Raw genomic sequence first — 25926 nt, forward strand, 5'->3', positions numbered from 1 at the left:
CCCTTACAGAACGCCGGAACGAATAAGCTGCTCAATTTTTTCATCTGAATAGCCCAGACGTTCTTTAAGCACTTCGTAATTATGTTGACCAAGCGTGGGCGCAGGCATTCTGATGGTCGCCTTGTTGTTCGTGAATTTAACCTGATTGCCGGTCATGGTAATTTTCCCGGCGACGGGGTGTTCAATATCGACAAACATTTCGCGGGCACCAGCAATATGCGGATCCTGAGTCACGCGGTCGATGGTATTGATCGGCGCAGAAGGTATACCGGCATCCAGTAGCATCGACACGATGGTGTCGATATCTAAATCGCGGGTCCAGCATTCGATAATGTCTTTCAGCTCGGCGTGATGAGCGACGCGGTCGAGGTTAGATTTAAATTTCTCATCTTCCAGCGCGCTGATTTGCAGAACGTTTTTCAGCAGGCCATATAATTTGTCGTTGCCGCAGGCAATAATGACGTAACCGTCACGCGCCTGGAAAGAGTCATACGGATAAATCGCTTCATAGCGGTTACCAATACGTGTCGGAATACGTCCTGTATTAAGGTAAATAATGTTGATAATTTCCAGCGACGACACCATCGAATCGACCAGCGCAATATCCACTTTTTCGCCGACACCGGTTTTCAGGCGGTTGACGTAAGCGGCAAGTACGCCAATAGCGCAACTCATCCCCCCGACCACATCCGCAATAGCAGTCCCGGTGCGCGTAGGCGGCGTATCAGGCCAACCGGTGGTGCTCATCAGTCCGCTCATGGCCTGGCCGATGATGTCGTAACCCGCGCGTTTCGAATACGGGCCGGTATGACCAAAGCCGGAAACGGCGCCGTAAATAATCGCCGGATTCACCTTACGCAAATCCTCATAGCCAAGTCCCAGTTTTTCCATCACACCCGGACGGTAGTTTTCCAGAACCACATCGCTGTCGCGAACTAAATCGAGAAATATCTGCCGACCTTCTTCAGATTTAAGATTCAGCGTCATTCCGCGCTTATTGCGGTTTAAATTCATAAAGTAGGCGCTTTCGCCATTAATTTGCGGCGCGTTGGCCCGCGAATCATCCCCTTTCCCCGGCAATTCGATTTTAATCACATCCGCGCCAAAATCCGCCAGCATCATTCCGCAATAAGGGCCAGCCAGCACCCGGGTTAAATCCAGCACACGAACACCGCTTAATACACCAGACTGTTTGTTCATTCCTTCCCTCACTTTTTTATTAGATAGAGCACAAGGCCGCTTGCCTTATAGATTGTCTAATCCAATATGTGTGCCAGGAATGAATAAATCGGAACTATTTGATCTAACCAAATGAAACAAATAGATTTATTGCATTTTGCTATTTATCTGAGAGATAGAAAAATGGCTTTCAATTTTGAAATTCATAACAGTTGTGATATTGGTTTATGATAGCCACAAATTTTCCATGGTGATTTATGTCACATAAAACGTTACCGAATCTGGCCTTAATAACCCCCTATCCGGCACTGGCAGCCGTGGTGACTGAGCAGTGCGCCGGTATTTTTAACTGCCATGTTTTTCACGGAAGCCTGGAAAAAGCCGCGGGGATTGCGCGAAATCTCGACCCTGATTTTTATGACATCATTATCAGCCGTGGCGGTACGGCGGACTATATCGATCGCGTAACCAAAATTCCGGTAGTACGTATTCTCACGTCCGCGCTGGATTTGCTTAAATCGCTCACGCCACTGAAAAAACATCCGCATAAAATCGCCTTTTTCAATTATCAGAACTATTTATCTGACGTAAATCTGGTGGCAACCGCACTGGACGTGGAGATAGAAGAATTTATCTTTTTATCGCATGCCGATATGGTGGATAAGCTCAAAAAATGCCGTGCACGTAATTTCCAGACGGTGGCGGGAGGATTACCGGTTTCAGACACGGCGGAACACTATGAGATGCACGGGATTCTGATCGAAAATGGTCTGGAATCGGTGAACAGCGCGCTGCGCGAAGCGATGGCAATCGTGGAGACGACCCGCCGCAAGCAACAGGATATGGCGCGACTGGAGATCATTCTCTCCTCAATTACGGAAGGGATCATCGTCACCAACGAAAATAACGAGATCCAGATCTTCAATAAATCCGCCGAGAACATATTTGGCCTGATGGCCTCGCAGGTGATTGGCAAACCGGTGGATACGGTCATTAAAAATACGCGGATTAACCAGGTATTGCTGACAAAATCCCCCGAGATCCGGGAGATTATGGATCTGGACAATACCTCCATCATTACCAGCCGGGTGCCAATATTTCGTGGTACGCAGTGTATTGGGGTGGTGTGTTCGTTTACCGATACGCCGCAAATCCAAAAAGTGGAGCGGATTATTCGCGGCAAGCTGATGAAAAAAGGCTTCACCGCCCGTTACCGTTTTGAGCATATCCTCACGCAAAATAAACACATGGAGTCGGTCATTCATCTGGCAAAAATTTATGCCAATACCCACTCCCCGGTGATGATTTATGGGGAATCCGGCACCGGTAAAGAGCTATTCGCGCAGAGTATTCATAACCAGAGTAAACGCCACCGGGGTCCATTTGTCGCCATTAACTGCGCCGCCATTCCGGAAACCCTGCTGGAAAGCGAACTGTTTGGCTATGAAGGGGGCTCTTTTACCGGCGCGCGGCGCGAAGGAAAAGAAGGTCTGATAGAACTGGCGCACCAGGGAACCTTATTTCTCGATGAAATTGGTGAACTGCCACTGCCTATTCAGAGCCGCCTGTTACGCGTCTTACAGGAATACGAAATTATGCGGGTGGGGGGAAAGGATATTATCCCTGTCGATGTGCGTATTATCGGCGCCACTAACCGATCGCTGGAAAAAATGGCGGAGGAAGGCTCGTTTCGCGGCGATCTCTACTATCGGTTGAACGTCTTACCGCTAATGGTGCCGCCGCTACGGGAAAGAGACGGCGACGTCCGTTTTCTGGCTGGGCACTTCCTCGAAAAATCGGGCTGCGGGCATAAACTGGCGCAGTTCATCGCCCTGTTTTCCACTTACAACTGGCCGGGAAACGTGCGTGAACTGAATTTTATCATTGAACGACTGGCACTATTATCGGCCGGATTTCCGGACGCTTCGCTGTTTGAGATATTAAATCTGACCGGTTTTAACGCGCTTAAATCCTGCAACGCGTCACAGACAAATGGGAGGATCGTCGCGGATCTGAGTAAAGGACAACTGAAAGTCATCATTAAAGATCTCGAGCGACAGATTATTGCGTTCTACATGGATCTTTTTGAACAGGATCAAGAGAAAGTCGCCGCCCATCTGGGGATCAGCAAAATGAGTTTATGGCGAAAATATAATCAGATGGACCGCTAAGGGAGGGCAACGACGCAATGCCGGTCGCCTGCTGAGTCCAATATTATTTCAACTCATTCGTTGCTTTAATTCTTCTGGGGTCAATGGCGGATTATGTCGGTGTAACATCGCATGGCAATTCGGGCAGACTGGTATCAGATCGTCAATGGGATCCAGATGATAATCCTCTTTAATCGCCGAAAGCGGTACCAGATGGTGAATATGGATAAACCCCTTGCCGATTTCGCCGTATACCTTTGACATGTCGAGGCCGCACACCTTGCATTGATAGCCATGATACTCAAGCGCTTTCTGCCGAGCATTGCGATCGCGTTCATAACAATTCACCACCACCTGCGTAGCCGCTCCTTCCACATAGTCGATTTGCGATGTTAGCTCATCGGGGAAAAGGGTATCGCTGACAGTTGCAGCCCCCTTTTCTCCCTGCACGATGTGAAATCCTTGCTCAATCAACAAACGCACGCATTTCGATTTGATACCTCCCGAGAAATCCTGCGGCGTGAATGTTTTCCCGGTCATCAACGTTGCCGCGATCCCCACGATCGCTTTTGAAGGATAGCGGCGGCCATCAAACACTACCTCATAACGTCGGGCCTCTTTGAAAAGATGAGGGAACCCGTCATCGTAGGCTCGAATGGCTTTAATAATGTATTTCCGTGGCAATCGATCGGGTAATTCATTCATTTGATATGATCCATGTAATCCGGGGCTTTGCTTGTCTCATTGGCAAGACTCCGTGACCCCACCAGTGTATCCCTCCTTCACCGCTTGATCAGGCCGTATTTTGCGAGCATCATCGCAATTATTTCTCGAGTAATGAAATCAATGGGTTCCATTCAGATGCTGCAACAGGCAATTGCCGACATGACGATCTGGCGCAAAGGCGAGCAGCGCGCGCCGCATAAGCCATTACTGCTGTTATACGTACTGGCGGGTTATCAGCAAGGTCATGGGCGTCTGTTTGATTATGCTTCGGAAGTTCGCGATAACCTACGTAGTCTATTGGAGCGATTTGGCCCCCAACGCGCCCAGTACCGACCGGACATGCCCTTCTGGCGTTTACAGGGAGACGGTTTCTGGCAACTGCAAAACGCGGAGCGCTGTTCCACATTTGGCAGTAGCCGACAACCTCCCGCTGGTGAACTGGTTGAATTTAACGTTGCTGGCGGCTTTGATAAGCAACATTACGACCATCTGATAAAAAGTAAGAAACTGATTAATTCACTCGCCCGACAAATCCTCGAAGCCCATTTTACCGAAAGTATTCAGGAAGAACTCGCCGATGAACTGGGATTTGAACTCCAGTTGCTTCGTAGACAGCGCGATCCCCTGTTCCGCCAGCAGGTACTGCGAGCCTACAACTATGAATGCGCCATTTGCGGCTACAACATGCGGCACGACAATACCTCTGTCGCGCTGGAAGCTGCCCATATCAAATGGAAGCAGTACGGTGGTCCTTGCGAAATTCCGAATGGTCTGGCCCTCTGCGCAATCCATCATAAAGCTTTTGATAAGGGATCCATTGGATTAGATGAGAGTATGCGAGTACAGGTTTCAGAAGCGGTTAACGGTAGCGGGATCGTCGGCAGGCTGTTTTGGGATTTTCAGGGGAAGATCATTTCTCTACCGCAGGTAAAAGCATACTGCCCGCAGGACGAATTCGTGGATTGGCATAGGAGAGAGGTGTTCAGGAGATGATAAAGATCAGGCTTGCTCAGGAAACATTAGAACTTTCAGTAGCCATGACAAAAAATAGGGTATGATACTTTCGTTTAACTAGCGTTAGATTAGGTCAAAACTCTTTTATCATATATCTCACAAGTGGTCTTTCTATAAGGCTAACATCATTGAAAAGCACAAAAATTACCCTTTTCACAGCATAGAGTTAATATTTATGAATGAGAAAAAAATCATTGAAATTGCGAATCTGGAAAATGATTGTAAAATTGGCAAGGACAGGCACTTTATTGCTGCCGACAGAAAAAACAAATGGCGAATCTATCTGGGTTTATTTGCCGTCGTAGGCTCCGCTGTAATATCATCTGGAATAGGCAAGAGCATATTAGAATTACTAAATTCTTATCTTCAAATAGAACATTGGGCCTCCTGGGATACGGCTTTGAGTCATATCCTTCCATTATTAGTTGGTATTTCAACTGCAATTATCGGTTTTCTTGGTTTAGAGAAACAAACGGCACAACATCGATATGTCGGCAATGCCTATATTGAAATATCCAGGAAAGCAAGATCTCTTTTAAATGAAATCAATAAAAACAATTATAATGAGAAAATAAAAGAATACGAACCTTTATTAGAAAAGTATCTGGAGATAAACAAAGAGGGTGAGTCATGTCCGACGAATAATAGCGACTCATTCAAAGCGATGAGTATGAATGCTTACCGACGCAATGCCATCAAAGGAAAACTAGCTGAGATGGAAAAGGATATTATAAAATTTAGCACCAAGAAAAAACGTACGACATTAAAGCTAAGTACTATTGTAAGTGTGAATATAAAGATAAAAATCGCCTACGTATTATGCTCATTAAAAATCATCAGGAAAAGAGATTATTTACGCTATGTGAAATGCTATCTGACATTATCCTGTTAATCTCATCGTACAACGGGCGATTAAGCCCGTTCTCAATCAAACCGGTGCAGGTCGCCCACACAGAACGATTCATCAACTCAGCGTGCCCTGTAACACCTGCACTTATCTGCCCTGAAACCTGCATCATGCCAGCGTGCCCGGCATTGCTTTTCACCCTCGAAAATAGTACGGTCACACAAGAAGAATTCTTCGTGGACGGTGGAAAATTATGCCAATAATTCAGTCTGTTGAACGTGCTTTGCAGATCCTCGACTTGTTTAATGAACAGGCTACGGAACTCAAAATCACCGAGATAAGCAAACTGATGGGATTGAGCAAAAGTACCCTCCACTCTCTTCTTAAAACGCTTCAGTTGCATGGCTATATCGATCAGAACCCGGAAAACGGAATCTATGGTCACTCCCGTTTTTGCAACACCGATTTTGACGACAAGTTGGCTTGCTTGAATCTATCCGGCGTCTGAATGGGATTTTATTCCCGCGCCTCGATGAGTTCCGCGCCTGATGAACCTCCAGAAAATATACGGCTTCAATGAGCCTTTCCGTTTTACAGGTTCCTCAACAGGCCGGTGGGCCGTTAGTATCATCAATATCAGTATTCGCAAAACCAGATGAATGATTGTTTAAACTGGTGTATTTCTGCCTTTATGCTTCGTAAGTTTGCTGTCGCGCCGTCAGTGCCCAGGCTATTCTGGCCAGCTTGTTTGCCAGAGCACAGGTGACGACAAAGTTGCTTTTCCGACACAACAACTCCCTGACCCAGTCGGCCAACTTGCCAGACTGGTGTTCCAGTTTTTGTATGAATACCCTGGCACACTGAACCAACAAAGTTCGGATCTTTTTGTTGCCCCGCTTGCTAATCCCTAACAATGTCGTCCGACCTCCCGTGCTGTACTGTCGGGGTACCAGCCCTGTTGCCGCCGCAAAGTCACGGCTGCTGGCGTACTGCTTCCCGTCGCCAATCTCAGTTGAAATAGTACTGGCAGTCAGCGTTCCAACGCAGGGAATACTCAGCAAGCGCTGTCCAACCTCATCTTCGTCCAACTTTCGTTTCAACTGAGATTCCAGATCTTTAATCTGCTCAACAAGATAGTGATAATGCTGTTGTAATTTCAGCAGTAACTGGCTGAGATAAAGAGGCAAACTACTGTCCTCAAGAAGGGTACTCAGTCGACTAATAACGGCAGCACCTCGCGGAACGCTGATACCAAATTCCAGCAGAAAAGCATGCATCTGATTAGTTGTTTTCACCTTATCCTGAACCAGGGATTCACGGACACGATGCAGAGCTCGCATTGCCTGCTGAGATTCGGTTCTGGGCTGCACGAAACGCATAGATGGACGTGATGCTGCTTCACAGATAGCTTCAGCATCAACGAAGTCATTTTTGTTGCTTTTAACGAATGGGCGGACAAATTGCGGTGATATCAGCTTTGGAAAATGCCCTAACTCTGCCAGCTTGCGTGCTATAAAGTGAGAACCGCCACAGGCTTCCATCGCGATGGTTGTTGCCGGGCATGTCGCCAGAAATTCGATTAGCTTTGGTCGGGTGAATTTTTTACGGTAAACGGCCTTCCCACGATGATCCTGACAATGAATATGGAAAGAGTTCTTACCCAGATCGATACCAATAAGCGCAATGTTTTCCATGATGGTTCTCCGAATGAAAGCCTGTCCTCAGCATAGTACTGGGAAGGAGGGAGTGACCATCTCATTAAATACCGTCTGGGAATGAAACTGGTCGAGCGTGGCCACTTTGTCGTTGGCACAATGGATATTCGCCAGAAGGCAAAAAGCTGGTTGATCCGGCTCTCGCAGGAAACGGGACAAACCACCCATTTGGGTATTCTGGACGGCAACGAAGGCGTCTATATTGAGAAAATAGAAGGTAAGCAGGCTGCCATCGCTTATTCACGAATTGGTCGCCGCTTGCCTGTTCACGCCACGGCTATCGGTAAGGTATTGCTCGCCTGGCTGGATGAGGAAGAACTTGCTGCGGTGTTGGAGGGGTATCAGTTCAATGGCTTTACCCCCGCCACCCTTACCGATCGCGCCTCGCTACTTGCCGCGCTGAAAGAAACCCGCCATAACCAGTATGCGATGGATAACGAAGAGAATGAGCCCGGCGTGCGCTGCGTCGCGGTACCGGTCTGGAATCATGAATCACGGGTTATCGCAGCCCTTAGCCTCTCCACTCTCACTTCTCGCGTAAACGACGCCGAGCTGGCCGCCTGGCGTCAGAAACTGATGGATGCCGGGCTGGGGCTGTCGATAACGCTGGGCTATCGTCAACCCTGACCCTGTGTCTCGCTAAACTTTCGGTTGATAAGAGAAGGTGGCGAAATCGGCGTAGCAGCCGTCGCCGCTAATATCCTCACAGTGCAAACCAACAAATGCCCCGGTAAAGAAGCCTCTGCCGCCAATATAGTCATCTGACAGTTTCCACGCCTCAAACGTTAGCGGAATGGTCTGCCAGTGGTCACCATCAAATGAATAGCTATAGCGGTATTCCAGATTGTCCACATCCACTCGCAGCCAGACGTTTTCCGCATTCTCCGGCACCAGAATCGGATTATCGTAAAGATGCCAGTGCGCCACGTTGTGATCGAGTTGAATAATCTTCAGCGTTCGTCCGCGCCCCTCTTCCCAGTCCATAAAGCAGTACGTCCAGTTTTTACTGTTGTAGTAACAGGTTAGCCCCGCGCTTTGTTGGAAGTAGCGCGGAGAAAAGGCCAGCTGCGTTTCAGCACGAAAACAGAAATGCTGCCAACGGCGAGCGACCGTTGACTGGGTAAAGGTGGAGTTCAGCGAATCATTGCCATACAGACGTAAAAATCCAGGTCGGGCGGTCAGCGAGCCAAGCTGGTCATCAAACGGAATACGTAGGGTCTGCAATTCTGGATCGAGCCTTTCACTGTCAAAATCCGTTCGCCACGCTCCCGTTCCAACGCTAGCCTGCTCTGTCATACGTGGCCCCGGCACCGTCAGCGCCGCGTGTTTGCCCCCTTCAACATAGGGCCAATCGTCACGCCACTCGATACGCGCAATCCCTGTCTCACGCCCGAGCGGACAGTATCCCCGCCCGCCTGCCGCTAATCGCGGAATTCCCGGAAGATGTAACGGACGGCTGGTCAAATACGCCAGATACCATTCGCCGGTATGGGTCTCCAGCAGTGAACCGTGACCACTCTTCTGTAGGGGGTTTTCCGGCAGATGCCAACTGGTCATCATCGTCACATCGGGATGCAGTTCGTACGGCCCATCAATATTTTTTGCCCGCAATACCACCACGGCATGTTCGTAACTGGTTCCCCCTTCCGCCACCATCAGATAGTAATAGCCCTCGCGACGATAAATATGCGCCCCTTCGGTATAGCCCAATGGAGTACCCGTAAAGAGCGTTGAACGCTGCGGCGAAAGGGTTTGCGTGTCAGCAAAAAACTCCTGCAACACAATGGTGTTATGAGGATTACTGTGATGACGCGGCCCCCACGGGCGATAGATGTAATACTTTCGTCCATCCGCATCATGAAAGAGTGAAGGGTCAAACCCGCCGTTGCCCATTGGCACAGGCGCGCTCCACGGCCCTTCAATAGATGGCGCGGTAACCAGGAAATTACGGCCATTTTTCCACGGCGAATCAACGATTTTTACGTCGGTATACAGCAACCAGAATTTGCCATCGGCATAGCTCAGGCAAGGCGCCCAGATGCCGCCAGAATCCGGATTGCCTTTCATATCCAACAGCGCCACGCTGTCGAGCGGAGTACTGACCAGAGACCAGTGTTTCAGGTCGCGAGAATGGTAAATTCGCACACCGGGAAACCATTCAAAGGTTGAGGTGGCGATATAGTAATCCTCGCCCACACGACACAGAGACGGGTCCGGGTTGAAGCCGGTCAGGATCGGGTTTTCAATCTGATACATGGTTCTCTCCTCAGTTCACTGCCACAGCGGCATCGGCAGGTTTGCTCTCAGGCTGCGCGGTGCGCTGACGTTGCAGCTGCTGGCTGATCTCTTCCACACGCTTGCTGCTCAGTTTGTAGAACGAAAGCAGTGTGAACATACCGACGTAAAGCACGACCGGTACGATGCAGAAGAGGATTTTGATAGTCATCAGGACGTTATCTGGCTGCACGGCGTTGCTTGCGGAGTAGCTGGAGAAGGCAAGGATCCAGCCCACCAGCGCGCCGCCAATGGCCAGACCGATTTTCAGGCTGAAGAGATAGGTAGAGAATACCAGGCCATCAAGCCGGCGCCCACTTCGGCTCTCTTCATAATCCACCACATCGGAGGCCATCAACCATTGCAGCGGTGTGGTGGTATTGAAGACGAACAGGAACACAATATTCAGCGCAAATATCAGCGCGATATTGTCTGACGGAATAAAGAAAATACTCAGGCTGATCAGTGAATAAATGCCGATGATCCACTTAAACGACGTCACGCGATCGAATCGGCCAAGCAGACGAGACGAACAAAGAGAACCAAACATCGTCGCCAGGCTGCCATAGAGCAGGAACTGCGTTGCCAGCTCAGGATGGTCCATCACGTATTTGACAAAATAGAGCGTTGCGCCGCCGCGAACCACGTTCGAACCGGTCGCCATCATTTTAAAGGCGCACATAATTCGCCACTGGCTATTCCCCATCAACAATTTAAGGTCTTTCTTAACCGATGATTCAGGTTGAATCTCGAACGTATAACGCTCTTTCGTTGTAAAGAAACACACGAACAGCAGCACTACGCCACAAATACCCAATACACACATCGCGCCGAAATAGCCGACCTGTTCATCCCCCTGGCCAATAATTTTTACCAACGGCAGGGCAATGCCGCTAATGGCTAATGAACCGGCAGCGGCCAGGAAAAAACGCCACGATTGTAAAGCATGACGCTCTTTTGGATCAGCGGTAATGGCGCCGGGCATGGCACAATAAGGGACATTCACAAAGGTATAAACCAGCGTCAATAAAATATAGGTGACGCAGGCATAAATGATTTTGCCCTGGGCGGAGAAATCAGGCGTATAAAATGTTAATACGCAGACAATGCCAAACGGGATCGCTCCCCACAACAAATAGGGACGAAACTGGCCGTAGCGGGTACGCGTTCGGTCAACCATTAACCCCATTAATGGATCGGTTATCGCATCCAGCACGCGTGAAATCAGGAATAATGTGCCCATTACGCCTGCCGACAAACCAAAAACATCGGTATAAAAGTAGGCCAGTAAAAACATCGTGGCCTGCCAGACGAAACCGCAGGCGGTGTCCCCCAGTCCATAACCAATTTTATCTTTCATTGTTAACTGCATTTCTACCTCCAGAGAATATGAGAGAAATACGTTCCGAATGACCGGGACCTACAAAATTAAATATCTGAACGTGAACTTTGTGAGGAATACACCCTTTATCCGTATGCTTACCAGATGATGCTTACGAGGAAGATTGTAGAGAGGGATTCGATGAGACAACAATTGTCATATTTGCTTTAGCGGTTATGTATTTTAACTTCTGTGATAACGATGCACTTTTCAAGAAAATAAAAAAAAGACATCCTCCCGTGAAGGATAATATATTTCAGGACAATATTATTCGTCGCCGAAAATAGTGTTCCGGCGACTGATTAATTAATTTTAATTATTCAAAGCCCAAGTGCTTTTTTCCCAGCGTTAATCACCTCAATAATTTTATCCGTATCGTAGATGCACCCTTTCCAGGTTCCACCGCTTACCGCCTGCAATGCAGCCCACAGTCGGGTGTCGTCAGGCAGATAGTCATGGGGCTTCAGGTCGGGATGTAACTCGCGCTCCGCCAGAACTGTCGCGCCCTCTTCCGGCGTCAGTCGTGCTTGTGCGCTGCCGATAAAGTTCACGCTGCCTTTCAATGACAAGCGATCGACCACAATTTCAATCACATCCCCCGTGCGCAATTTGCCGATCGGCCCTCCCGCGAGCGCTTCCGGCGCAACGTGCCCCAGGCAAGCGCCAGTGGATACGCCGGAAAAACGGGCATCGGTAATGAGCGATACGGTTTTCCCCCATGAGATATGCTTCAGCGCCGAAGTGAGCTGGTAAGTCTCCTCCATGCCAGTGCCGGATGGCCCACCGCCGATAATCACCATGATATCGCCCTGCTGGATCTGCCCCTGTTTGATGGCTTTGATCGCCGCCTCTTCCGAGACAAATACGCGCGCCTTGCCCGTATGGCGATAAACACCGTCATCATCCACCACAGACGAGTCGATCGCCGTCGCTTTGATGACTGACCCTTCTGGCGCGATATTACCCACCGGGAACGCCACTGTGGAGGTCATCCCTTTCGCTTTTGCCCCTTCCGGCGACAGGATCACGTCATCAGGATCCACACCGTCCTGATCGCGCAGGCACTGACGGAATTTCGCCCGACGTTCAGCGTGCTCCCACCAGTCGAGGTTTTCACCGAGTGTTTGCCCGGTTACCGTCATCACATCTTCATGCAGTAGTCCCAGTCGACGCAGGTGCAGCATCACCTCCGGCACGCCCCCCGCCAGGAATGCACGCACCGTCGGGTGATAATCCGGGCCGTTGGGCAACACGCTGACCAGGCGCGGCACTTTGCGGTTGATCGCGCTCCACTGCGCCACATCCGGCAGGCGGCATCTGGCGGCATGGGCGATCGCCGGTATATGCAGCAGCAGATTCGTCGAGCCTCCGAAGGCCGCATGCACCACCATCGCATTCTCTATCGCTTTGTCGGTGAGGATGTCGCGGGCAGTAATCCCTTTTTCATCCAGCGCCATCACTGCCCGCGCCGATTGACGCGCAATCTCCAGCCACACCTCCTGGCCCGACGGCGCCAGCGCTGAGTGCGGCAGCGCCAGTCCTAACGCTTCCGCCACTACCTGTGATGTCCCTGCGGTCCCCAGGAACTGGCATCCGCCGCCGGGCGACGCGCAGGCGCGACACCCCAGTTCGGATGCCTCTTTCAAACTCAACTCATTATTTGCGTAACGAGCACCGATGGTTTGTACCTTTCCGGCATCTTCGCCGAAGGTGGGCGGTAATGTCGCCCCGCCCGGTACGAGGATCACCGGCAGATCGTGCATTGACGCCAGCGCAATCATCGTTGCGGGCAACCCCTTATCACAGGTCGCCACGCCAATGACCGCCCGCCGTGTCGGTAGCGAACGAATCAAACGGCGAAAGACAATCGCCGCGTCGTTACGATAAGGCAGCGAATCAAACATGCCGTGCGTCCCCTGCGAACGACCGTCACACGGATCGCTGACAAATGCCGCGAAAGGAATGCCACTGAGACGGGTAATTTCCTTTGCCGCCGCCGACATTTGCAGGCCAATCTCCCAGTGCCCGGTGTGATAACCGAGAGCAATAGGGCGGCCATCTGAGTGGCGAATACCACCCTGCGTACCAATCAATAACACTTCTCTGCCCGTGAGTTTGTTAGCATCCCAGCCCATTCCGGCATTTTGCGTCATGCCGAAAAGGTTACCGCTGGGAGACTCCAGTAACATTTGCGGCGTCAGCGGCAATGCCCCCTGGGGGCCAGCAGCGTGGGTTTTCACCGCATAGAACGGTTCATCCTGCGGCGTAAAAATGGTGTTGATAGACATTGTCACACTCTCCCGAGCGTCGGGGTTCAGGTCGCTCCATTATTGTTCTACATTATAGAACAACGTTCTTATTTATAGATTAACTGTAATGCAGGCCATGCGTAGAGGTAAATCAGAGAGAGGAGCAGGCTGTGCGTTTTTTAGCCTTGATCACAAAACGGTAAGCAACGAAATGTAACGAGAAGGTTACGCTAACGAAATGGTCGGACAGCCACTGACTATCCGACCGTTGATGATCCCGAAAGCTAATACCCGGCAGGCTCAACCGGATGACTGTCACCCGGTATATGAGGCGATTTCACAAAGACCCCTTTCCACGGCACTTCCCCTTTGTTCACCAGAAAATGTGCTTCACCGGGATCGCAGTGCATCACATCCCCGGAGCCTAATGTGTAGGGTTCACCGTTCAGGTACAGCGTCACTTCGCCTGCCAGGGTATAAAAAATTTCACAGGCTTCGATGTGGCGATGGTTGGGAAAAGACTGACCGGGCTGGAGCATGACGACGCCCATGTCACATACCGGGCCACGAATGAGGTATTTCGGGCCACTGTCGCCAAAACGGTACTCATGCTGCGCTTCATTCGATTTAATCATGACGATCTCCTGTTATAAACCCGGCGCTTTCCACAAAGAGGTCGTCAACCCGTGATCGACCAGACCTAACTGTTCCTGATATACCGCCTGCCATTTCTCGCGCGATTCCCGATAAAGCGCATGTTTCTCCTTGTCCGGAACATGCTCCCGCTCCCAGCGCACCAGTCGTTCGCCCGTTTCAGCCATGGATGACCAAATCCCGGCCCCCACGCCAGCGGCAATCGCACAACCCAGCGCCGTCGCCTCTTTGACGACCGGAACGTTGACCGTCAGCCCTGACACGTCTGCCAGAATCTGGCTCCAGAGTTTGCCCTTCGAGCCTCCCCCGGCAAACACCAGCGACGTGGGATGGATCCCGGTAAAATCGGCGATTTGCTGTAAATTGCAGGTCGACACAATGGCCGCATTCTCTTCCAGCGCGCGGAACAGCGTGGCCTTATTACATTTTTCCGGATCGATGGACAGGTTGATGAACGAAGGGGCGGCGTGATACCAGCTCTTGAAACGCATCCGGTCGGAGAAAATCGGCATCACGCCCCATGCCCCTGCCGGCACCCGGGAAGCCATCTCCTCCAGCAGTGTATAAGTGTCGACGCCCAGGCGCTCGGCGATCAGCTTTTCTTCGGCACAGAAGGCATCACGGAACCAGCGCATCGTCAGGCCGGTAAAAAAGCTGATCGATTCAGTTTGTACCATTCCCGGAATGACGTGCGGATTAACGCGTACGTTCATCTCAGGATCAACAATCGGCGCAGGTAAATTCACGACCTGCTGCCAGAATGTGCCACCCAGTACGGCGGTTTGCGCCGGACGAACAACCCCAAGGCCGAGACAGCCCAACTGCACATCCCCGCCGCCCACCACCACCGGCGTGCCGGCTTTCAGCCCGCACAGGGCTGCAGCCTGAGCCGTCACCCTACCCAGCAGCGTGCCGGTCTCTTTGACCGGCGAGAGAATATCCGACCGCAGTCCGGCCATTTGCAGTAGTGAGGGTTTCCAGTCGCGCGTTTTGAGATCCAGCAGGCCCGTGGTTCCGGCATTGGAAGGATCGACCGCCAGCTCGCCGCTGAGCATATAGGCCATCCAGTCGCTGATCATCGTGACCGTCGAGGCGCGACGATAGATGTCCGAACGATGGTGCGCCAGCCAGAGCAGACGCGGAATGGCACTCAACGCCAGCGTCTGGCCGGTGCTGCGATAGACTTCGCTTTCGAAAGTGTAGTCGTGGATCTCTTTAAGCTCGCTGACTTCCCGTGCCGCTCTGGCATCCACGTTGGCACAGGCCCAGACCGGCGTTCCCTCTGCGTCATAGACCACAATGCCTTCGCGCATCGAACAGGCGGAAACGGCAGCTATTGCTTCCGGCGCAATACCGGCGATATGCAGTGCCTGGCGAATGCAATCACAGGCCAGTTGCCAGTTTTTTCCCAGATCAAATTCCATCGAGCCGGGCACATCCGGTACGGCAAGGTGTCGCCATTCCGCTTGTCCCACCGCAATTTGTTTGCCTTCCAGGTCGAAAATCACGGCGCGGACGCTGCCAGTTCCGGCGTCCAGTGCCATCAGGTAATGTTCTGAGTCAGAGAGGGTACAGAGTCGGGCCATCGTTTTAGTCCTCGGCTTATTATATCTGTCAGGTCGTCAATGCTTTCTCCACGGTACAAACGGAAATTCTGTTACTCCCCTGCCGTACGCCTGCACGACAGATACGCATTACTGTCCGCTGACAATGGCGGCGGCAGTTTCCTGGTCGGTGACCAATGCGTTGATATAGCCCCCTTTCATCGCGGCGGCGATCGCTTCCGCTTTATTCACGCCCCCGGCGACGCCAATCACGGTCGGGATCGTCTTCAGGGTATTGAGGGTTAACCCAATCAGTTCATCGTGAATCTTCATCTCCGGGATCACCTGCCCTTCACCATCGAAGAAGTAACCCAGAATGTCGCCCACCGCGCCTTTGCGGCCAATCATCAGTTGTTCACCCTTCGTGATATAGCCTGAGCGAATAATGGTGGCTTCATCTTTCTGGTTGATAGCGCCGATACCGACAATGGCCGCATCGGCTGCCTGGGCGGCCAGCAGGACATCCTGGACGCTATTTTCATTTTTTAACGTCCGGGCAATCTCCGCAGAAGAGGCGCGAAGCGGCGCCGGAATAATACTGACCGGACAGGCCGCGTTGAGTTGTCCAATCCCGGTCATGTAAGGCCCCACGCCACCCGACAGCGTCACCAGGCGAATTTGCTGAGCAGAAATAAACCCGCTGAGCCGTTTTAAGGTATTCATGGTCGCTTCGCCGAAGCCCGCCGCCAGAATCTGCTGTGGCTGGAGTGACTCCATCAACATATGCGCAGCGCCGATCCCCAGGCGAACACATGCATCCGCGCCGGGAAGTCCCGGGATGACCCGCACATTATTCAGGTCAAAGCGACGACGTAATTCGGTTTCATATTCCAGACAGCCTTCAAAGCGAGAATTAATCTGTACGCGAATAATCCCGGACTGATGCCCCTTTTCCAGCAGGCGCGACACCTTAAGCCGCGTCAACCCCAGTCTGTTGCTGATGTCGCTTTGCGTCATACCGTCGTGGTAATAGAACCACGCAATACGTGCCACCAGCTCTTCTTCACACATCCCTTGCTCGGAAATCATCGGGTCATTAATAGTCATAATTCTGTCTTCACTTTGAACATATCGAATTTCTGAACACAATTGTTCATTCATTGGTCGTTAATAACTGTGATTAAACCCACATTTCAGTGGCTTTCGTTTGAACAAATTTAATATTGACGATCATTTTAGCATGAAACGTGATCTATTCGTCGGTTTTATGAGCAGTTAGGTCATAAGGTTATGAACAATTCGAATCGCACAATACATTTGTTCAACCTGATTCTACCCAGGCCGAACGGAGGTGGCATGCAAATGAGTCAAGAAAAGATCGCCCCACTACTCAGCGCGCAGTCTGTCTGCAAGCAGTATTCCGGCGTCAACGTCCTGAAAGGGATTGATTTTGTCTTACGCAAAGGCGAAGTCCATGCGCTCCTGGGCGGGAATGGCGCCGGGAAATCCACGCTGATGAAAATCATCGCCGGCATTACCCCTGCGGATAGCGGAATCATTGAGATTGAGGGAGCCCGCTGTACAAAACTGACGCCCATTCTGGCGCATCAGTTAGGCATCTACCTTGTCCCGCAAGAGCCTCTGCTCTTCCCCAGCCTGACGGTAAAGGAGAATATTCTCTTTGGCCTGCCCAAACACCAGAGCTCGGCGCAAAAAATGGCGGCGATGCTGACCGCGCTGGGTTGCCAGTTTGATATCAACAGCCCGGCGGGTTCACTGGATGTGGCCGACCGGCAAATGGTCGAAATCATGCGCGGACTGATGCGCGATTCACGAATTTTGATCCTCGATGAACCCACCGCCTCACTGACGCCTGCGGAAACCGATCGTTTATTCAGCCGCCTGCGTGAATTGCTGAGCACTGGCGTAGGGATCGTCTTTATCTCCCACAAGCTGCCAGAGATACGCCAGATAGCGGATTACATTAGCGTGATGCGGGACGGCATCATTGCGCTATCCGGAAAAACGGCGGATCTGACCACTGACGAGATTATCCAGGCCATCACGCCTGCCTCACGCACCAACGCGCTGAGCGCGACGCAAAAACTGTGGCTGGAATTGCCCGGCAACCGTCCGCAGCACGAGGCGGGCACGCCGGTGTTGAGTCTTGAGAATGTGACCGGCGAAGGGTTTATGAACGTCAGTTTCGAGGTCCGCGCCGGGGAAATTTTAGGGCTGGCCGGTCTGGTCGGCGCCGGACGTACCGAACTTGCCGAAACGCTTTACGGGCTACGACCACTACGGGCCGGAAGCATCGTACTCGGCGGCAAGGATATCTCCTCACTTTCCACCCGCGAACGTCTACAGCACGGTCTGGTGTATTTGCCGGAGGACCGGCAATCGTCAGGGCTGAATCTGGATGCCTCGCTGGCGTGGAATGTTTGCGCATTAACCCACAACCACAGCGGTTTCTGGGCTAATCCGGCCAAAGACAGCGCCACGCTCGAACGCTATCGCCGCGCGCTTAATATCAAGCTCAACGATCCTGAACAGCCTGCCCGCACGCTCTCTGGCGGTAATCAGCAAAAAATCCTGATCGCCAAATGCCTTGAAGCCTCGCCGCAGGTGCTGATCGTGGATGAGCCGACGCGCGGTGTGGACGTCTCGGCGCGTAATGACATCTATCAGTTGCTCCGCAGTATTGCCGCCCAGAACGTCGCGGTGCTGTTCATCTCTTCTGATCTGGAGGAGATAGAACAGATGGCCGATCGCGTTTACGTCATGCACCAGGGAGAAACGGGCAACGATGCTCTGCAAGGCGACGAGATTAATGTCGACACCATCATGCACGTGGCGTTCGGCGACCGCACGTCAGGGGCTACACCACATTCCGGGGAGGCGCCATGCTGAAATTTATCCAGAATAACCGCGAGGCCACCGCCCTGTTAGCCGTGCTGCTGCTGTTCGTGCTGCCAGGGATGCTGGACAGCCAGTACCTCAGCGTTCAGACGCTGACAATGATTTTCAGCAGCGCCCAAATCCTCATGCTGCTGGCGATGGGCGCAACGCTGGTGATGCTGACCCGCAACATCGACGTGTCGGTCGGCTCAATCACCGGGATGTGCGCGGTACTGCTGGGGCTGTTGCTGAACGCGGGATATCCCTTGCCGGTGGCCTGCGTGGCGACGCTGCTGCTGGGACTGCTGGCAGGATTTATCAACGGCGTGCTGGTCGCCTGGCTGAAGATCCCGGCGATTGTCGCCACGCTGGGCACGCTTGGCTTGTATCGCGGCGTCATGCTGCTGTGGACGGGCGGTAAATGGATTGAAGGATTACCGGCACAACTCAAGCAACTCTCCGCCCCGGTTTTCCTCGGTATCTCCGCCATTGGCTGGCTGACCCTGCTGCTGATGTTGCTGATGGCCTGGCTGCTGGCAAAAACCGCTTTTGGTCGCTGTTTTTATGCCACCGGGGATAATTTACAGGGCGCGCGGCAACTGGGCGTGCGTACCGAAGCCATTCGGATTCTGGCCTTTTCGCTCAATGGCTGCATGGCAGCGCTGGCCGGGATCGTCTTTGCCTCACAGATTGGCTTTATCCCGAATCAGACGGGAACCGGGCTGGAAATGAAAGCCATTGCCGCCTGCGTGCTGGGGGGCATCAGCCTGCTGGGCGGTTCCGGGACGATCATTGGTGCCGTGCTCGGTGCCTATTTCCTGACGCAAATCGACAGCGTACTGGTCCTGCTGCGCATTCCGGCGTGGTGGAATGACTTTATTGCCGGTCTGGTCCTGCTGGCGGTGCTGGTATTTGACGGCCGGTTGCGCTGCGCGCTGGAACGCAATATCCGTCGGCAAAAATATGCCCGCTTCACGCCGCCGCCCCAACCGCGTCCGTCGGCAAAAAACACCGACTCTGTGCGCACTGCCAAAAAACGTGAGGTTGCCTGATGACTCGTTTACATCGTTACGGCTGGGAACTGGCGCTCGCCGCGCTACTGGTGATTGAAATTCTGGGATTCGGCGCCCTGAACCCACGCCTGTTGGATCTGAACGTCCTGCTGTTCAGCACCAGCGACTTTATCTGCATTGGCATTGTCGCCCTGCCTTTAACCATGGTGATCGTCAGCGGCGGGATCGACATCTCCTTTGGCTCGACGATGGGGTTGTGCGCCATCGCGCTGGGCGTGATGTTCCAGGGCGGCGTACCGCTGCCGCTGGCCATTATTCTGACGCTCGCGCTGGGCGCACTGTGCGGACTGATCAACGCCGGACTGATTATCTACACTGGTGTGAACCCGCTGGTCATCACCCTGGGAACGTTATACCTGTTCGGCGGCAGCGCACTGCTGTTGTCGGGGATGGCGGGAGCGACCGGTTATGAAGGTATCGGCGGCTTCCCGCAGGGCTTCACCGATTTTGCCAATCTCGATGTGCTGGGTCTGCCCGTCCCCCTGATCTTCTTTCTCGTCAGCGTGATCTTTTTCTGGTTGCTGATGCACCGGACCCACGCCGGACGCAATGTCTTCCTGATTGGGCAGAGCCCCCGCGTGGCGCTGTATAGCGCTATCCCGGTGAACCGGACTCTGTACGCGCTGTACGCGATGACCGGCTTTGCGTCGGCGGTCGCGGCGGTGCTGCTGGTCTCTTACTTCGGCTCTGCACGTTCCGATCTGGGCGCCTCTTTCCTGATGCCAGCCATTACAGCGGTCGTCCTGGGCGGCGCCAATATCTACGGCGGCTCCGGGTCAATTCTCGGTACCGCCATCGCCGCGCTGTTGGTGGGCTATCTGCAGCAGGGATTGCAGATGGCTGGCGTGCCCAATCAGGTATCCAGCGCCCTCTCCGGCGCATTGCTAATTGTCGTTGTCGTAGGTCGTTCTGTCAGCCTGCATCGTCAGCAAATCAAAGACTGGCTGGCGCGTCGTCGCGCTATCCGGCAGGCCTAAAACCCATTGCCATAAAGGAAAAGTACATGACTATTCAGAGCATTAAAAAAATTGCCGTAATCAGTACCCTTAGCCTGGCGGCGTTCACTCTCAACGCTTATGCCGCAGAGCGAATCGCGTTTATCCCAAAACTGGTTGGCGTGGGATTCTTTACCAGCGGCGGTAACGGCGCCCTCGAGGCAGGCAAAGAGCTGGGCGTCGATGTCACCTACGATGGCCCGACGGAGCCCAGCGTGTCCGGCCAGGTTCAGCTCATCAATAACTTCGTCAACCAGGGGTATAACGCCATTGTGGTGTCCGCCGTGTCGCCTGATGGCTTATGCCCGGCGTTAAAGCGTGCCATGCAGCGCGGCGTGAAGGTGCTGACCTGGGATTCTGACACCAAACCGGAATGCCGGTCGTACTACATCAACCAGGGCACTCCTGCCCAGTTAGGCGGCATGCTGGTCGATATGGCCGCAAATCAGGTCAAAAAAGAGAAAGCCAAAGTGGCCTTCTTCTACTCCAGTCCGACCGTGACCGATCAAAACCAGTGGGTAAAAGAAGCGAAAGACAAGATCGCCAAAGATCATCCGGGCTGGGAAGTCGTCACCACGCAGTTTGGTTATAACGACGCCACCAAATCGCTGCAAACCGCAGAAGGCATTATTAAGGCTTATGCCGATCTCGACGCCATCATCGCGCCGGATGCCAACGCCCTTCCCGCCGCCGCTCAGGCTGCTGAAAACCTGAAAAACACCAGCGTGGCGATTGTCGGCTTCAGCACGCCAAACGTGATGCGCCCTTATGTTGAGCGCGGCACGGTGAAAGAGTTTGGCCTCTGGGACGTGGTCCAGCAGGGCAAGATCTCCGTGTACGTGGCTGACGAGCTGCTGAAAAAAGGCGACATGAATACCGGCGACAAGCTGGACATTCCGGGCGTGGGCCAGGTTGAAGTCTCGCCGAACAGCGTACAGGGCTACAGCTATGAGGCGAAAGGCAACGGCATTGTGCTGCTGCCTGAGCGCGTGGTGTTCACCAAAGAGAATATCGATAAGTACGATTTTTGAGTTTCATTCCTTAACCGTGGAGTAAAAAATGGCTGATTTAGATGACATCAAAGATGGTAAGGATTTCCATACCGATACGCCGCAACGCAATACCCCATTCACATTAAAGGGGTGCGGCGCACTTGACTGGGGGATGCAGTCCCGACTGTCGCGCATTTTTAATCCTGAGACGGGAAGAACGGTCATGCTCGCGTTTGACCACGGCTATTTTCAGGGGCCGACGACGGGACTGGAACGTATCGATATCAATATCGCTCCCCTGTTCCCGCTCGCCGATGTGCTGATGTGCACACGCGGTATCCTGCGCAGTGTGGTACCGCCCGCCACCAACAAACCGGTAGTCCTGCGCGCCTCAGGCGCTAACTCGATTCTCACCGAGTTAAGCAATGAGGCGGTTGCGCTCTCCATCGATGACGCGGTTCGTCTCAACAGCTGCGCCGTGGCGGCACAGGTGTATATCGGCAGTGAGTATGAGCACCAGTCGATCAAAAATATCATTCAGTTGATTGATGCCGGTATCAAGGTCGGCATGCCGACGATGGCGGTAACTGGCGTGGGGAAAGACATGGTGCGCGATCAGCGCTACTTCTCGCTCGCCACGCGTATCGCCGCAGAGATGGGCGCGCAGATCATCAAAACCTACTACGTCGATAAAGGTTTTGAGCGCATCGCCGCAGGTTGCCCGGTTCCGATTGTTATCGCCGGTGGTAAAAAATTACCGGAACGCGAAGCGCTTGAGATGTGCTGGCAGGCCATCGACCAGGGCGCATCCGGTGTCGATATGGGACGTAACATCTTCCAGTCCGAACACCCTGTCGCCATGATGAAGGCCGTCCACGCGGTGGTACATCGTAATGAAACCGCAGACCGCGCGTATGAACTCTATCTGAGCGAGAAAAACTAAGAAGTCATGGGCCTGCCAGGCGGGCCCATGCGTTTCAAGGAGAACAGTATGCATGTCACTCTGGTGGAAATTAACGTCCACGACGATAAAGTCGATGAATTTATCGACGTCTTTCGCCTCAATCATCTGGGATCGGTGCGTGAAGAGGGAAATCTCCGCTTCGACGTGTTACAGGATCCGGAAGTGAAGAGCCGCTTTTATATTTATGAAGCCTATAAGGATGAAGCCGCCGTTGCGTTCCATAAAACCACGCCCCACTACCTTGCCTGCGTGGAAAAACTGGAATCGCTGATGAGCTGCCCCCGAAAAAAACGCGTCTTCAATGGATTGATGCCATAAGGATCTCAAAATGAACCGTCCCTTTTCCGGGTTGAATCGCGCAGAGTGCGTCTCGTTAATGAAGCGTTACCCGTTAAGCATCGGTATTCTTGCCGGTCAGTGGCTCAAACTCGGTGAGTACCTGCAAACGCTTCGCGCGCTTGAACAACCCGTTCTTCACCTGGATCTGATGGACGGGCATTTTTGCCCTCAGTTCACCGTCGGTCCCTGGGCTATCACGCAATTACCAGCGCAGATAATTAAGGATGTTCACCTGATGGTGGATAATCCCTGGCCCGTCGTGCAGGCAAGCGTAAAGGCGGGAGCACACTGCGTCACGTTGCAAGTAGAAAACTCGCCGCATCTGCACCATATGCTCCACTGGCTGGGTGAGCAAAATGCGGAAGTCTCCGGCGGCACAATGCCGGTGTTGCGAGGAGTCAGTCTGTGCCCGGCAACACCGCTGGAACACATTCTGCCGGTCATTGAAGACGTTGAAATCGTACAAATTCTGGCGGTCAATCCGGGCTACGGGAGCAAGCTCAGCAAGCCTGCCTTACTCAGGCGCATCGCTCAGGTTGTCGCATTACTCAATGCGTCCGGGAAGCGGGATTCCATTCTGCTGGCCATCGACGGTTCGCTAGCACTGGAAGAACTGCCGGAGATAATCGCCAGCGGCGTCGATCGCGTAGTATCCGGCAGCGCCCTCTTCAAAAACGATGCGTTGAATGAAAACATCACTCACTGGCTAATGACGATACATTCAGCAAAGGGGTGATGAGGGGGTCTGCTGGATGGGGCATTTTTGGGCAGTACCTTGATGAATTCGTTTAATTTTTTTGACAAGGATGATAGCTGGCTAAGATTGAAAGAGAAATCTTGCGTGGCGCGGATTTAAGGTACAAAAACTGCTTTTAAGGGCTTTATATTTAGATTTGGTGCGGAGGCCGGACTCGCACATTTAAGATAACCTCTTGATTTAAAACAATTAATAAAAAACAATTCAATATTATACCAACACAGATACCAACACATAATTTCATTGATTTTCGGCATCGAACCCGAACAAGTATGCAAGGTTAAGATGCCGACCTCTGTCAGTCATTATCTTCCTCAACCGAATCCAGCACATCAAGTGAGATTCGGACCATCGCAACAGAGCCAATACGGATGAAAGCATCCTCTCCATCCTCATCGGTTATCTGGTATCGCTCTTTTGATTCAGGCTCTAGCTCCAAAGTATCAAACAATGCGTTCAACTGACCAATATCGTCAAATTCATCGTTATCCGATACCTCGGACTCACAGCATAGCTCAATGACTGGGCCACCGTTAACCATCGTAATATGGACATTACCATAGCTTCCTTCATTGGCATCGCTGTCCTCTTCATCTGGGATAGGTGGAAAACCATCAAACAAAAATTGGTGGAAAATGACTTCTCGGGCATTTATGGCATAACGATGCTGCTCTGAATCGAAAACAAAAAAACGCTCATGATCTGGGACGGTGCTTTCTTCAAAGTATGAGTAAAAACGACGCTTATCAGCCGGAGAAATGGGTAGCAGCAAATAATCATTCTGCCCCCGTAACCAGAGCTTTACCGTCCAAAAGCGGCCATCCATTTCAATACCGCTTGCGGCAATATCTTTCAGTTCATCGCTACTACGACTACCCTGATTACGCAATTTCTGTAGCAGGTTATCACTATCGGGAAAAATAGCGTTCAACGGCTTTTTTAAAACAGCACTGATCGCTTGTGCCAGCCCTAACTTAGCCGCAACTTTCCCTGCTTCGATACGTTGAATCTGTTGCTGGCTGGTACCAACCATATCGGCTAACTCACGCTGAGTGATTGATAGTTGGGTACGAAGTTCTTTGATTTTGTTTTGCAAGATGGCATACCTCCGACATAAATGTGATGAATGCCATTAAAACACAGTATTGAGTATAAAACACAAAAATGAGTTTAATGGTGATAGACAACACTCATTAATGTAAAAAGTACCTCCCTCATCATTCTCCTTTTTATGCCAGATATGCATGGTGTAGATAGCCCTATCAGGGAGCCAGTAGTCTTTGAATCACATTTTTTGACCTCCTCCCTGCTTATAAAAACATCACATTTCATCTTGCTGGCAAAGCCTTCGGATAGTGCTTTGCCACGATATCATTCATCTTTTCAATCAGATCCAAACGCTTAAACGTGATATGCCCACTCCCTTTCTGGTAATAGCGAATAATGAAGAGATCGTCCTCAAATATCCGCACACGAGGATTATCTCGGATAAAATCCATAAACCTGATGGATACATCGTGTCGGCTATCTGGAATGGTTTGACCATCCAGTAGGCGGAGCATCCTTTCCAGATCGGCAAGCTGGTCGCGTCGCCAGCCCCAGTTCAGACTGTAGCCCCATCTGTCATGCTTCACCAGATTGTTGACGATAATCTTCTTACCGAAATAACAGGGATTATTGGTTTTGTAGTCCCAGCTTAACCCTTTAAATACATTGATAATCCCACGTTCGAAAACGTCCTGCTTATTGTGGTGGAGTTGTTCAAAGGTATTCAGGATGTTGGCTTCGCTAATAGCCGGGAGATCGCCCTCCTCTAGGTTCTTCGCCCACTGACTGCGGGCTTCGGCATCCATCAAGGTCAACATCCCGGATTTCAGCATCAGGTCACGCCAGATGCTACGGTCAATATTCCGGGTGATGGCTGGCATCGCTTTGCCCACTGGTTGCATCAACCAGCAGTCAAAGGAGCTACCCTGTCTCATCGCCCAGTGATCCGCAGTATTGCCACCAATCATGAAAGTCAGTCGGGAGATTTCTTCAAGTTGAAGAATCAGAGCTTCAATTTCCTTAAGCGCGGTATCACGACCAGTAACAATACGTTCAATACTGGTCGAGCAAATTAGCTCGCTATGGTCGGTTAATACTTCAGCTTCAGTTTGCATGACGCTTTATCCG

21 protein-coding genes and 2 pseudogenes are annotated in these 25926 nt (G+C 51.9%); 12 read left to right on the plus strand and 11 right to left on the minus strand.

Going from position 1 to position 25926, the window contains the following annotated elements:
* Window positions 1-3: 3 nt before the first annotated feature.
* A complete protein-coding gene (locus tag ACQ0PY_RS20520) occupies window positions 4-1200 on the minus strand; it encodes a CaiB/BaiF CoA transferase family protein (protein ID WP_042999286.1) in 1197 nt (398 codons plus the stop codon).
* A gap of 236 nt (window positions 1201-1436) precedes the next feature.
* Between ACQ0PY_RS20520 and ACQ0PY_RS20525 the strand changes: the two genes are divergently transcribed.
* Window positions 1437-3350, plus strand: a complete 1914-nt coding sequence (locus ACQ0PY_RS20525; protein WP_042999285.1) for a sigma-54-dependent Fis family transcriptional regulator — start codon at window positions 1437-1439, stop codon at window positions 3348-3350.
* Window positions 3351-3398: 48 nt separating this feature from the next.
* On the opposite strand, the gene ACQ0PY_RS20530 is transcribed toward ACQ0PY_RS20525, so the two are convergent.
* Window positions 3399-4034: an HNH endonuclease gene (locus tag ACQ0PY_RS20530; protein ID WP_109739497.1), complete on the minus strand. Its 636-nt coding sequence runs from the start codon at window positions 4032-4034 to the stop codon at window positions 3399-3401.
* A gap of 141 nt (window positions 4035-4175) precedes the next feature.
* Here ACQ0PY_RS20530 and ACQ0PY_RS20535 point away from each other — a divergent pair, with 141 nt between their 5' ends.
* The 3 genes and pseudogenes from ACQ0PY_RS20535 to ACQ0PY_RS20545 form a co-directional block, all read left to right on the plus strand.
* Window positions 4176-5048: a phosphorothioated DNA-binding restriction endonuclease gene (locus tag ACQ0PY_RS20535; protein ID WP_109739498.1), complete on the plus strand. Its 873-nt coding sequence runs from the start codon at window positions 4176-4178 to the stop codon at window positions 5046-5048.
* Between the two features lie 196 nt (window positions 5049-5244).
* Window positions 5245-5961 carry an SLATT domain-containing protein gene (locus tag ACQ0PY_RS20540; RefSeq protein ID WP_042999282.1) on the plus strand — a complete coding sequence of 239 codons (717 nt, stop codon included), beginning with the start codon at window positions 5245-5247 and terminating at the stop codon, window positions 5959-5961.
* A gap of 208 nt (window positions 5962-6169) precedes the next feature.
* Window positions 6170-6355, plus strand: a pseudogene (locus ACQ0PY_RS20545) (helix-turn-helix domain-containing protein); the annotation flags it as partial.
* Between the two features lie 250 nt (window positions 6356-6605).
* Here the strand turns inward: ACQ0PY_RS20545 and ACQ0PY_RS20550 are convergent.
* Window positions 6606-7610, minus strand: a complete 1005-nt coding sequence (locus ACQ0PY_RS20550; protein WP_064575655.1) for an IS110-like element IS5075 family transposase — start codon at window positions 7608-7610, stop codon at window positions 6606-6608.
* A 66-nt stretch (window positions 7611-7676) separates the two neighbouring features.
* Between ACQ0PY_RS20550 and ACQ0PY_RS20555 the strand changes: the two are divergent.
* A pseudogene (locus ACQ0PY_RS20555) lies at window positions 7677-8258 on the plus strand (IclR family transcriptional regulator); the annotation flags it as partial.
* A 12-nt stretch (window positions 8259-8270) separates the two neighbouring features.
* Here the strand turns inward: ACQ0PY_RS20555 and ACQ0PY_RS20560 are convergent.
* From ACQ0PY_RS20560 to lsrR, 6 genes are all read right to left on the minus strand, one after another.
* Window positions 8271-9887, minus strand: coding sequence for a glycoside hydrolase family 43 protein (locus tag ACQ0PY_RS20560; protein WP_044256824.1), 1617 nt, complete (start codon window positions 9885-9887; stop codon window positions 8271-8273).
* Window positions 9888-9897: 10 nt separating this feature from the next.
* The gene (locus ACQ0PY_RS20565) at window positions 9898-11277 is read right to left on the minus strand and encodes a glycoside-pentoside-hexuronide (GPH):cation symporter (protein ID WP_042999279.1); all 1380 of its coding nucleotides are present in this window, start codon (window positions 11275-11277) and stop codon (window positions 9898-9900) included.
* Window positions 11278-11606: 329 nt separating this feature from the next.
* Entirely contained in the window at window positions 11607-13574 is a 1968-nt protein-coding gene (locus ACQ0PY_RS20570; RefSeq protein WP_054176787.1) for a YjhG/YagF family D-xylonate dehydratase, read from the minus strand.
* A gap of 245 nt (window positions 13575-13819) precedes the next feature.
* Window positions 13820-14170, minus strand: a complete 351-nt coding sequence (locus tag ACQ0PY_RS20575) for a cupin domain-containing protein (protein WP_042999277.1) — start codon at window positions 14168-14170, stop codon at window positions 13820-13822.
* A 12-nt stretch (window positions 14171-14182) separates the two neighbouring features.
* On the minus strand, window positions 14183-15775 hold the full coding sequence (gene lsrK / locus ACQ0PY_RS20580) for an autoinducer-2 kinase (protein WP_042999276.1): 1593 nt from the start codon (window positions 15773-15775) through the stop codon (window positions 14183-14185).
* Window positions 15776-15883: 108 nt separating this feature from the next.
* A complete protein-coding gene (gene lsrR, locus ACQ0PY_RS20585) occupies window positions 15884-16840 on the minus strand; it encodes a transcriptional regulator LsrR (RefSeq protein ID WP_043001820.1) in 957 nt (318 codons plus the stop codon).
* Window positions 16841-17089: 249 nt separating this feature from the next.
* Between lsrR and lsrA the strand changes: the two genes are divergently transcribed.
* From lsrA to ACQ0PY_RS20620, 7 genes are read left to right on the plus strand one after another with little or no spacing between them, the layout of a single operon-like run.
* Window positions 17090-18643: an autoinducer 2 ABC transporter ATP-binding protein LsrA gene (gene lsrA, locus ACQ0PY_RS20590; RefSeq protein WP_042999275.1), complete on the plus strand. Its 1554-nt coding sequence runs from the start codon at window positions 17090-17092 to the stop codon at window positions 18641-18643.
* Window positions 18637-19683, plus strand: a complete 1047-nt coding sequence (lsrC, locus tag ACQ0PY_RS20595) for an autoinducer 2 ABC transporter permease LsrC (RefSeq protein ID WP_044256831.1) — start codon at window positions 18637-18639, stop codon at window positions 19681-19683. The genes lsrA and lsrC overlap by 7 nt, the downstream gene beginning before the upstream one ends.
* Window positions 19683-20681, plus strand: coding sequence for an autoinducer 2 ABC transporter permease LsrD (gene lsrD, locus ACQ0PY_RS20600; protein ID WP_042999273.1), 999 nt, complete (start codon window positions 19683-19685; stop codon window positions 20679-20681). Before lsrC ends, lsrD begins: the two co-directional genes overlap by 1 nt.
* Before the next feature lie 26 nt (window positions 20682-20707).
* Window positions 20708-21730: an autoinducer 2 ABC transporter substrate-binding protein LsrB gene (gene lsrB, locus ACQ0PY_RS20605; RefSeq protein ID WP_109739499.1), complete on the plus strand. Its 1023-nt coding sequence runs from the start codon at window positions 20708-20710 to the stop codon at window positions 21728-21730.
* A 28-nt stretch (window positions 21731-21758) separates the two neighbouring features.
* The gene (gene lsrF / locus ACQ0PY_RS20610; RefSeq protein WP_000774153.1) at window positions 21759-22634 is read left to right on the plus strand and encodes a 3-hydroxy-5-phosphonooxypentane-2,4-dione thiolase; all 876 of its coding nucleotides are present in this window, start codon (window positions 21759-21761) and stop codon (window positions 22632-22634) included.
* A gap of 48 nt (window positions 22635-22682) precedes the next feature.
* Window positions 22683-22973: a (4S)-4-hydroxy-5-phosphonooxypentane-2,3-dione isomerase gene (gene lsrG / locus ACQ0PY_RS20615; protein ID WP_044264508.1), complete on the plus strand. Its 291-nt coding sequence runs from the start codon at window positions 22683-22685 to the stop codon at window positions 22971-22973.
* 10 nt (window positions 22974-22983) lie between these two features.
* The gene (locus ACQ0PY_RS20620; RefSeq protein WP_109739500.1) at window positions 22984-23730 is read left to right on the plus strand and encodes a beta/alpha barrel domain-containing protein; all 747 of its coding nucleotides are present in this window, start codon (window positions 22984-22986) and stop codon (window positions 23728-23730) included.
* A gap of 319 nt (window positions 23731-24049) precedes the next feature.
* Here the strand turns inward: ACQ0PY_RS20620 and ACQ0PY_RS20625 are convergent, their stop codons facing one another.
* Window positions 24050-24847, minus strand: coding sequence for a helix-turn-helix transcriptional regulator (locus ACQ0PY_RS20625; protein ID WP_109739501.1), 798 nt, complete (start codon window positions 24845-24847; stop codon window positions 24050-24052).
* Window positions 24848-25079: 232 nt separating this feature from the next.
* Window positions 25080-25913: a DUF4942 domain-containing protein gene (locus ACQ0PY_RS20630; protein ID WP_109739502.1), complete on the minus strand. Its 834-nt coding sequence runs from the start codon at window positions 25911-25913 to the stop codon at window positions 25080-25082.
* Window positions 25914-25926 lie beyond the last annotated feature (13 nt).

The organism is Citrobacter sp. LST-B2, assembly GCF_057983045.1.

What these genes read in the sequence shown, in the direction of transcription:
- lsrD (WP_042999273.1), top strand. Translation starts at nt 19,683, where the DNA reads ATGACTCGTTTACATCGTTACGGCTGGGAACTGGCGCTCGCCGCGCTA.
- lsrC (WP_044256831.1), top strand. Translation starts at nt 18,637, where the DNA reads ATGCTGAAATTTATCCAGAATAACCGCGAGGCCACCGCCCTGTTAGCC.
- lsrK (WP_042999276.1), bottom strand. Translation starts at nt 15,775, where the DNA reads ATGGCCCGACTCTGTACCCTCTCTGACTCAGAACATTACCTGATGGCA.
- ACQ0PY_RS20540 (WP_042999282.1), top strand. Translation starts at nt 5,245, where the DNA reads ATGAATGAGAAAAAAATCATTGAAATTGCGAATCTGGAAAATGATTGT.
- ACQ0PY_RS20525 (WP_042999285.1), top strand. Translation starts at nt 1,437, where the DNA reads ATGTCACATAAAACGTTACCGAATCTGGCCTTAATAACCCCCTATCCG.
- lsrF (WP_000774153.1), top strand. Translation starts at nt 21,759, where the DNA reads ATGGCTGATTTAGATGACATCAAAGATGGTAAGGATTTCCATACCGAT.
- ACQ0PY_RS20560 (WP_044256824.1), bottom strand. Translation starts at nt 9,887, where the DNA reads ATGTATCAGATTGAAAACCCGATCCTGACCGGCTTCAACCCGGACCCG.
- ACQ0PY_RS20520 (WP_042999286.1), bottom strand. Translation starts at nt 1,200, where the DNA reads ATGAACAAACAGTCTGGTGTATTAAGCGGTGTTCGTGTGCTGGATTTA.
- lsrB (WP_109739499.1), top strand. Translation starts at nt 20,708, where the DNA reads ATGACTATTCAGAGCATTAAAAAAATTGCCGTAATCAGTACCCTTAGC.
- ACQ0PY_RS20535 (WP_109739498.1), top strand. Translation starts at nt 4,176, where the DNA reads ATGGGTTCCATTCAGATGCTGCAACAGGCAATTGCCGACATGACGATC.
- ACQ0PY_RS20530 (WP_109739497.1), bottom strand. Translation starts at nt 4,034, where the DNA reads ATGAATGAATTACCCGATCGATTGCCACGGAAATACATTATTAAAGCC.
- lsrG (WP_044264508.1), top strand. Translation starts at nt 22,683, where the DNA reads ATGCATGTCACTCTGGTGGAAATTAACGTCCACGACGATAAAGTCGAT.
- ACQ0PY_RS20575 (WP_042999277.1), bottom strand. Translation starts at nt 14,170, where the DNA reads ATGATTAAATCGAATGAAGCGCAGCATGAGTACCGTTTTGGCGACAGT.
- ACQ0PY_RS20620 (WP_109739500.1), top strand. Translation starts at nt 22,984, where the DNA reads ATGAACCGTCCCTTTTCCGGGTTGAATCGCGCAGAGTGCGTCTCGTTA.
- ACQ0PY_RS20570 (WP_054176787.1), bottom strand. Translation starts at nt 13,574, where the DNA reads ATGTCTATCAACACCATTTTTACGCCGCAGGATGAACCGTTCTATGCG.
- ACQ0PY_RS20565 (WP_042999279.1), bottom strand. Translation starts at nt 11,277, where the DNA reads ATGCAGTTAACAATGAAAGATAAAATTGGTTATGGACTGGGGGACACC.
- lsrR (WP_043001820.1), bottom strand. Translation starts at nt 16,840, where the DNA reads ATGACTATTAATGACCCGATGATTTCCGAGCAAGGGATGTGTGAAGAA.
- ACQ0PY_RS20630 (WP_109739502.1), bottom strand. Translation starts at nt 25,913, where the DNA reads ATGCAAACTGAAGCTGAAGTATTAACCGACCATAGCGAGCTAATTTGC.
- ACQ0PY_RS20550 (WP_064575655.1), bottom strand. Translation starts at nt 7,610, where the DNA reads ATGGAAAACATTGCGCTTATTGGTATCGATCTGGGTAAGAACTCTTTC.
- lsrA (WP_042999275.1), top strand. Translation starts at nt 17,090, where the DNA reads ATGCAAATGAGTCAAGAAAAGATCGCCCCACTACTCAGCGCGCAGTCT.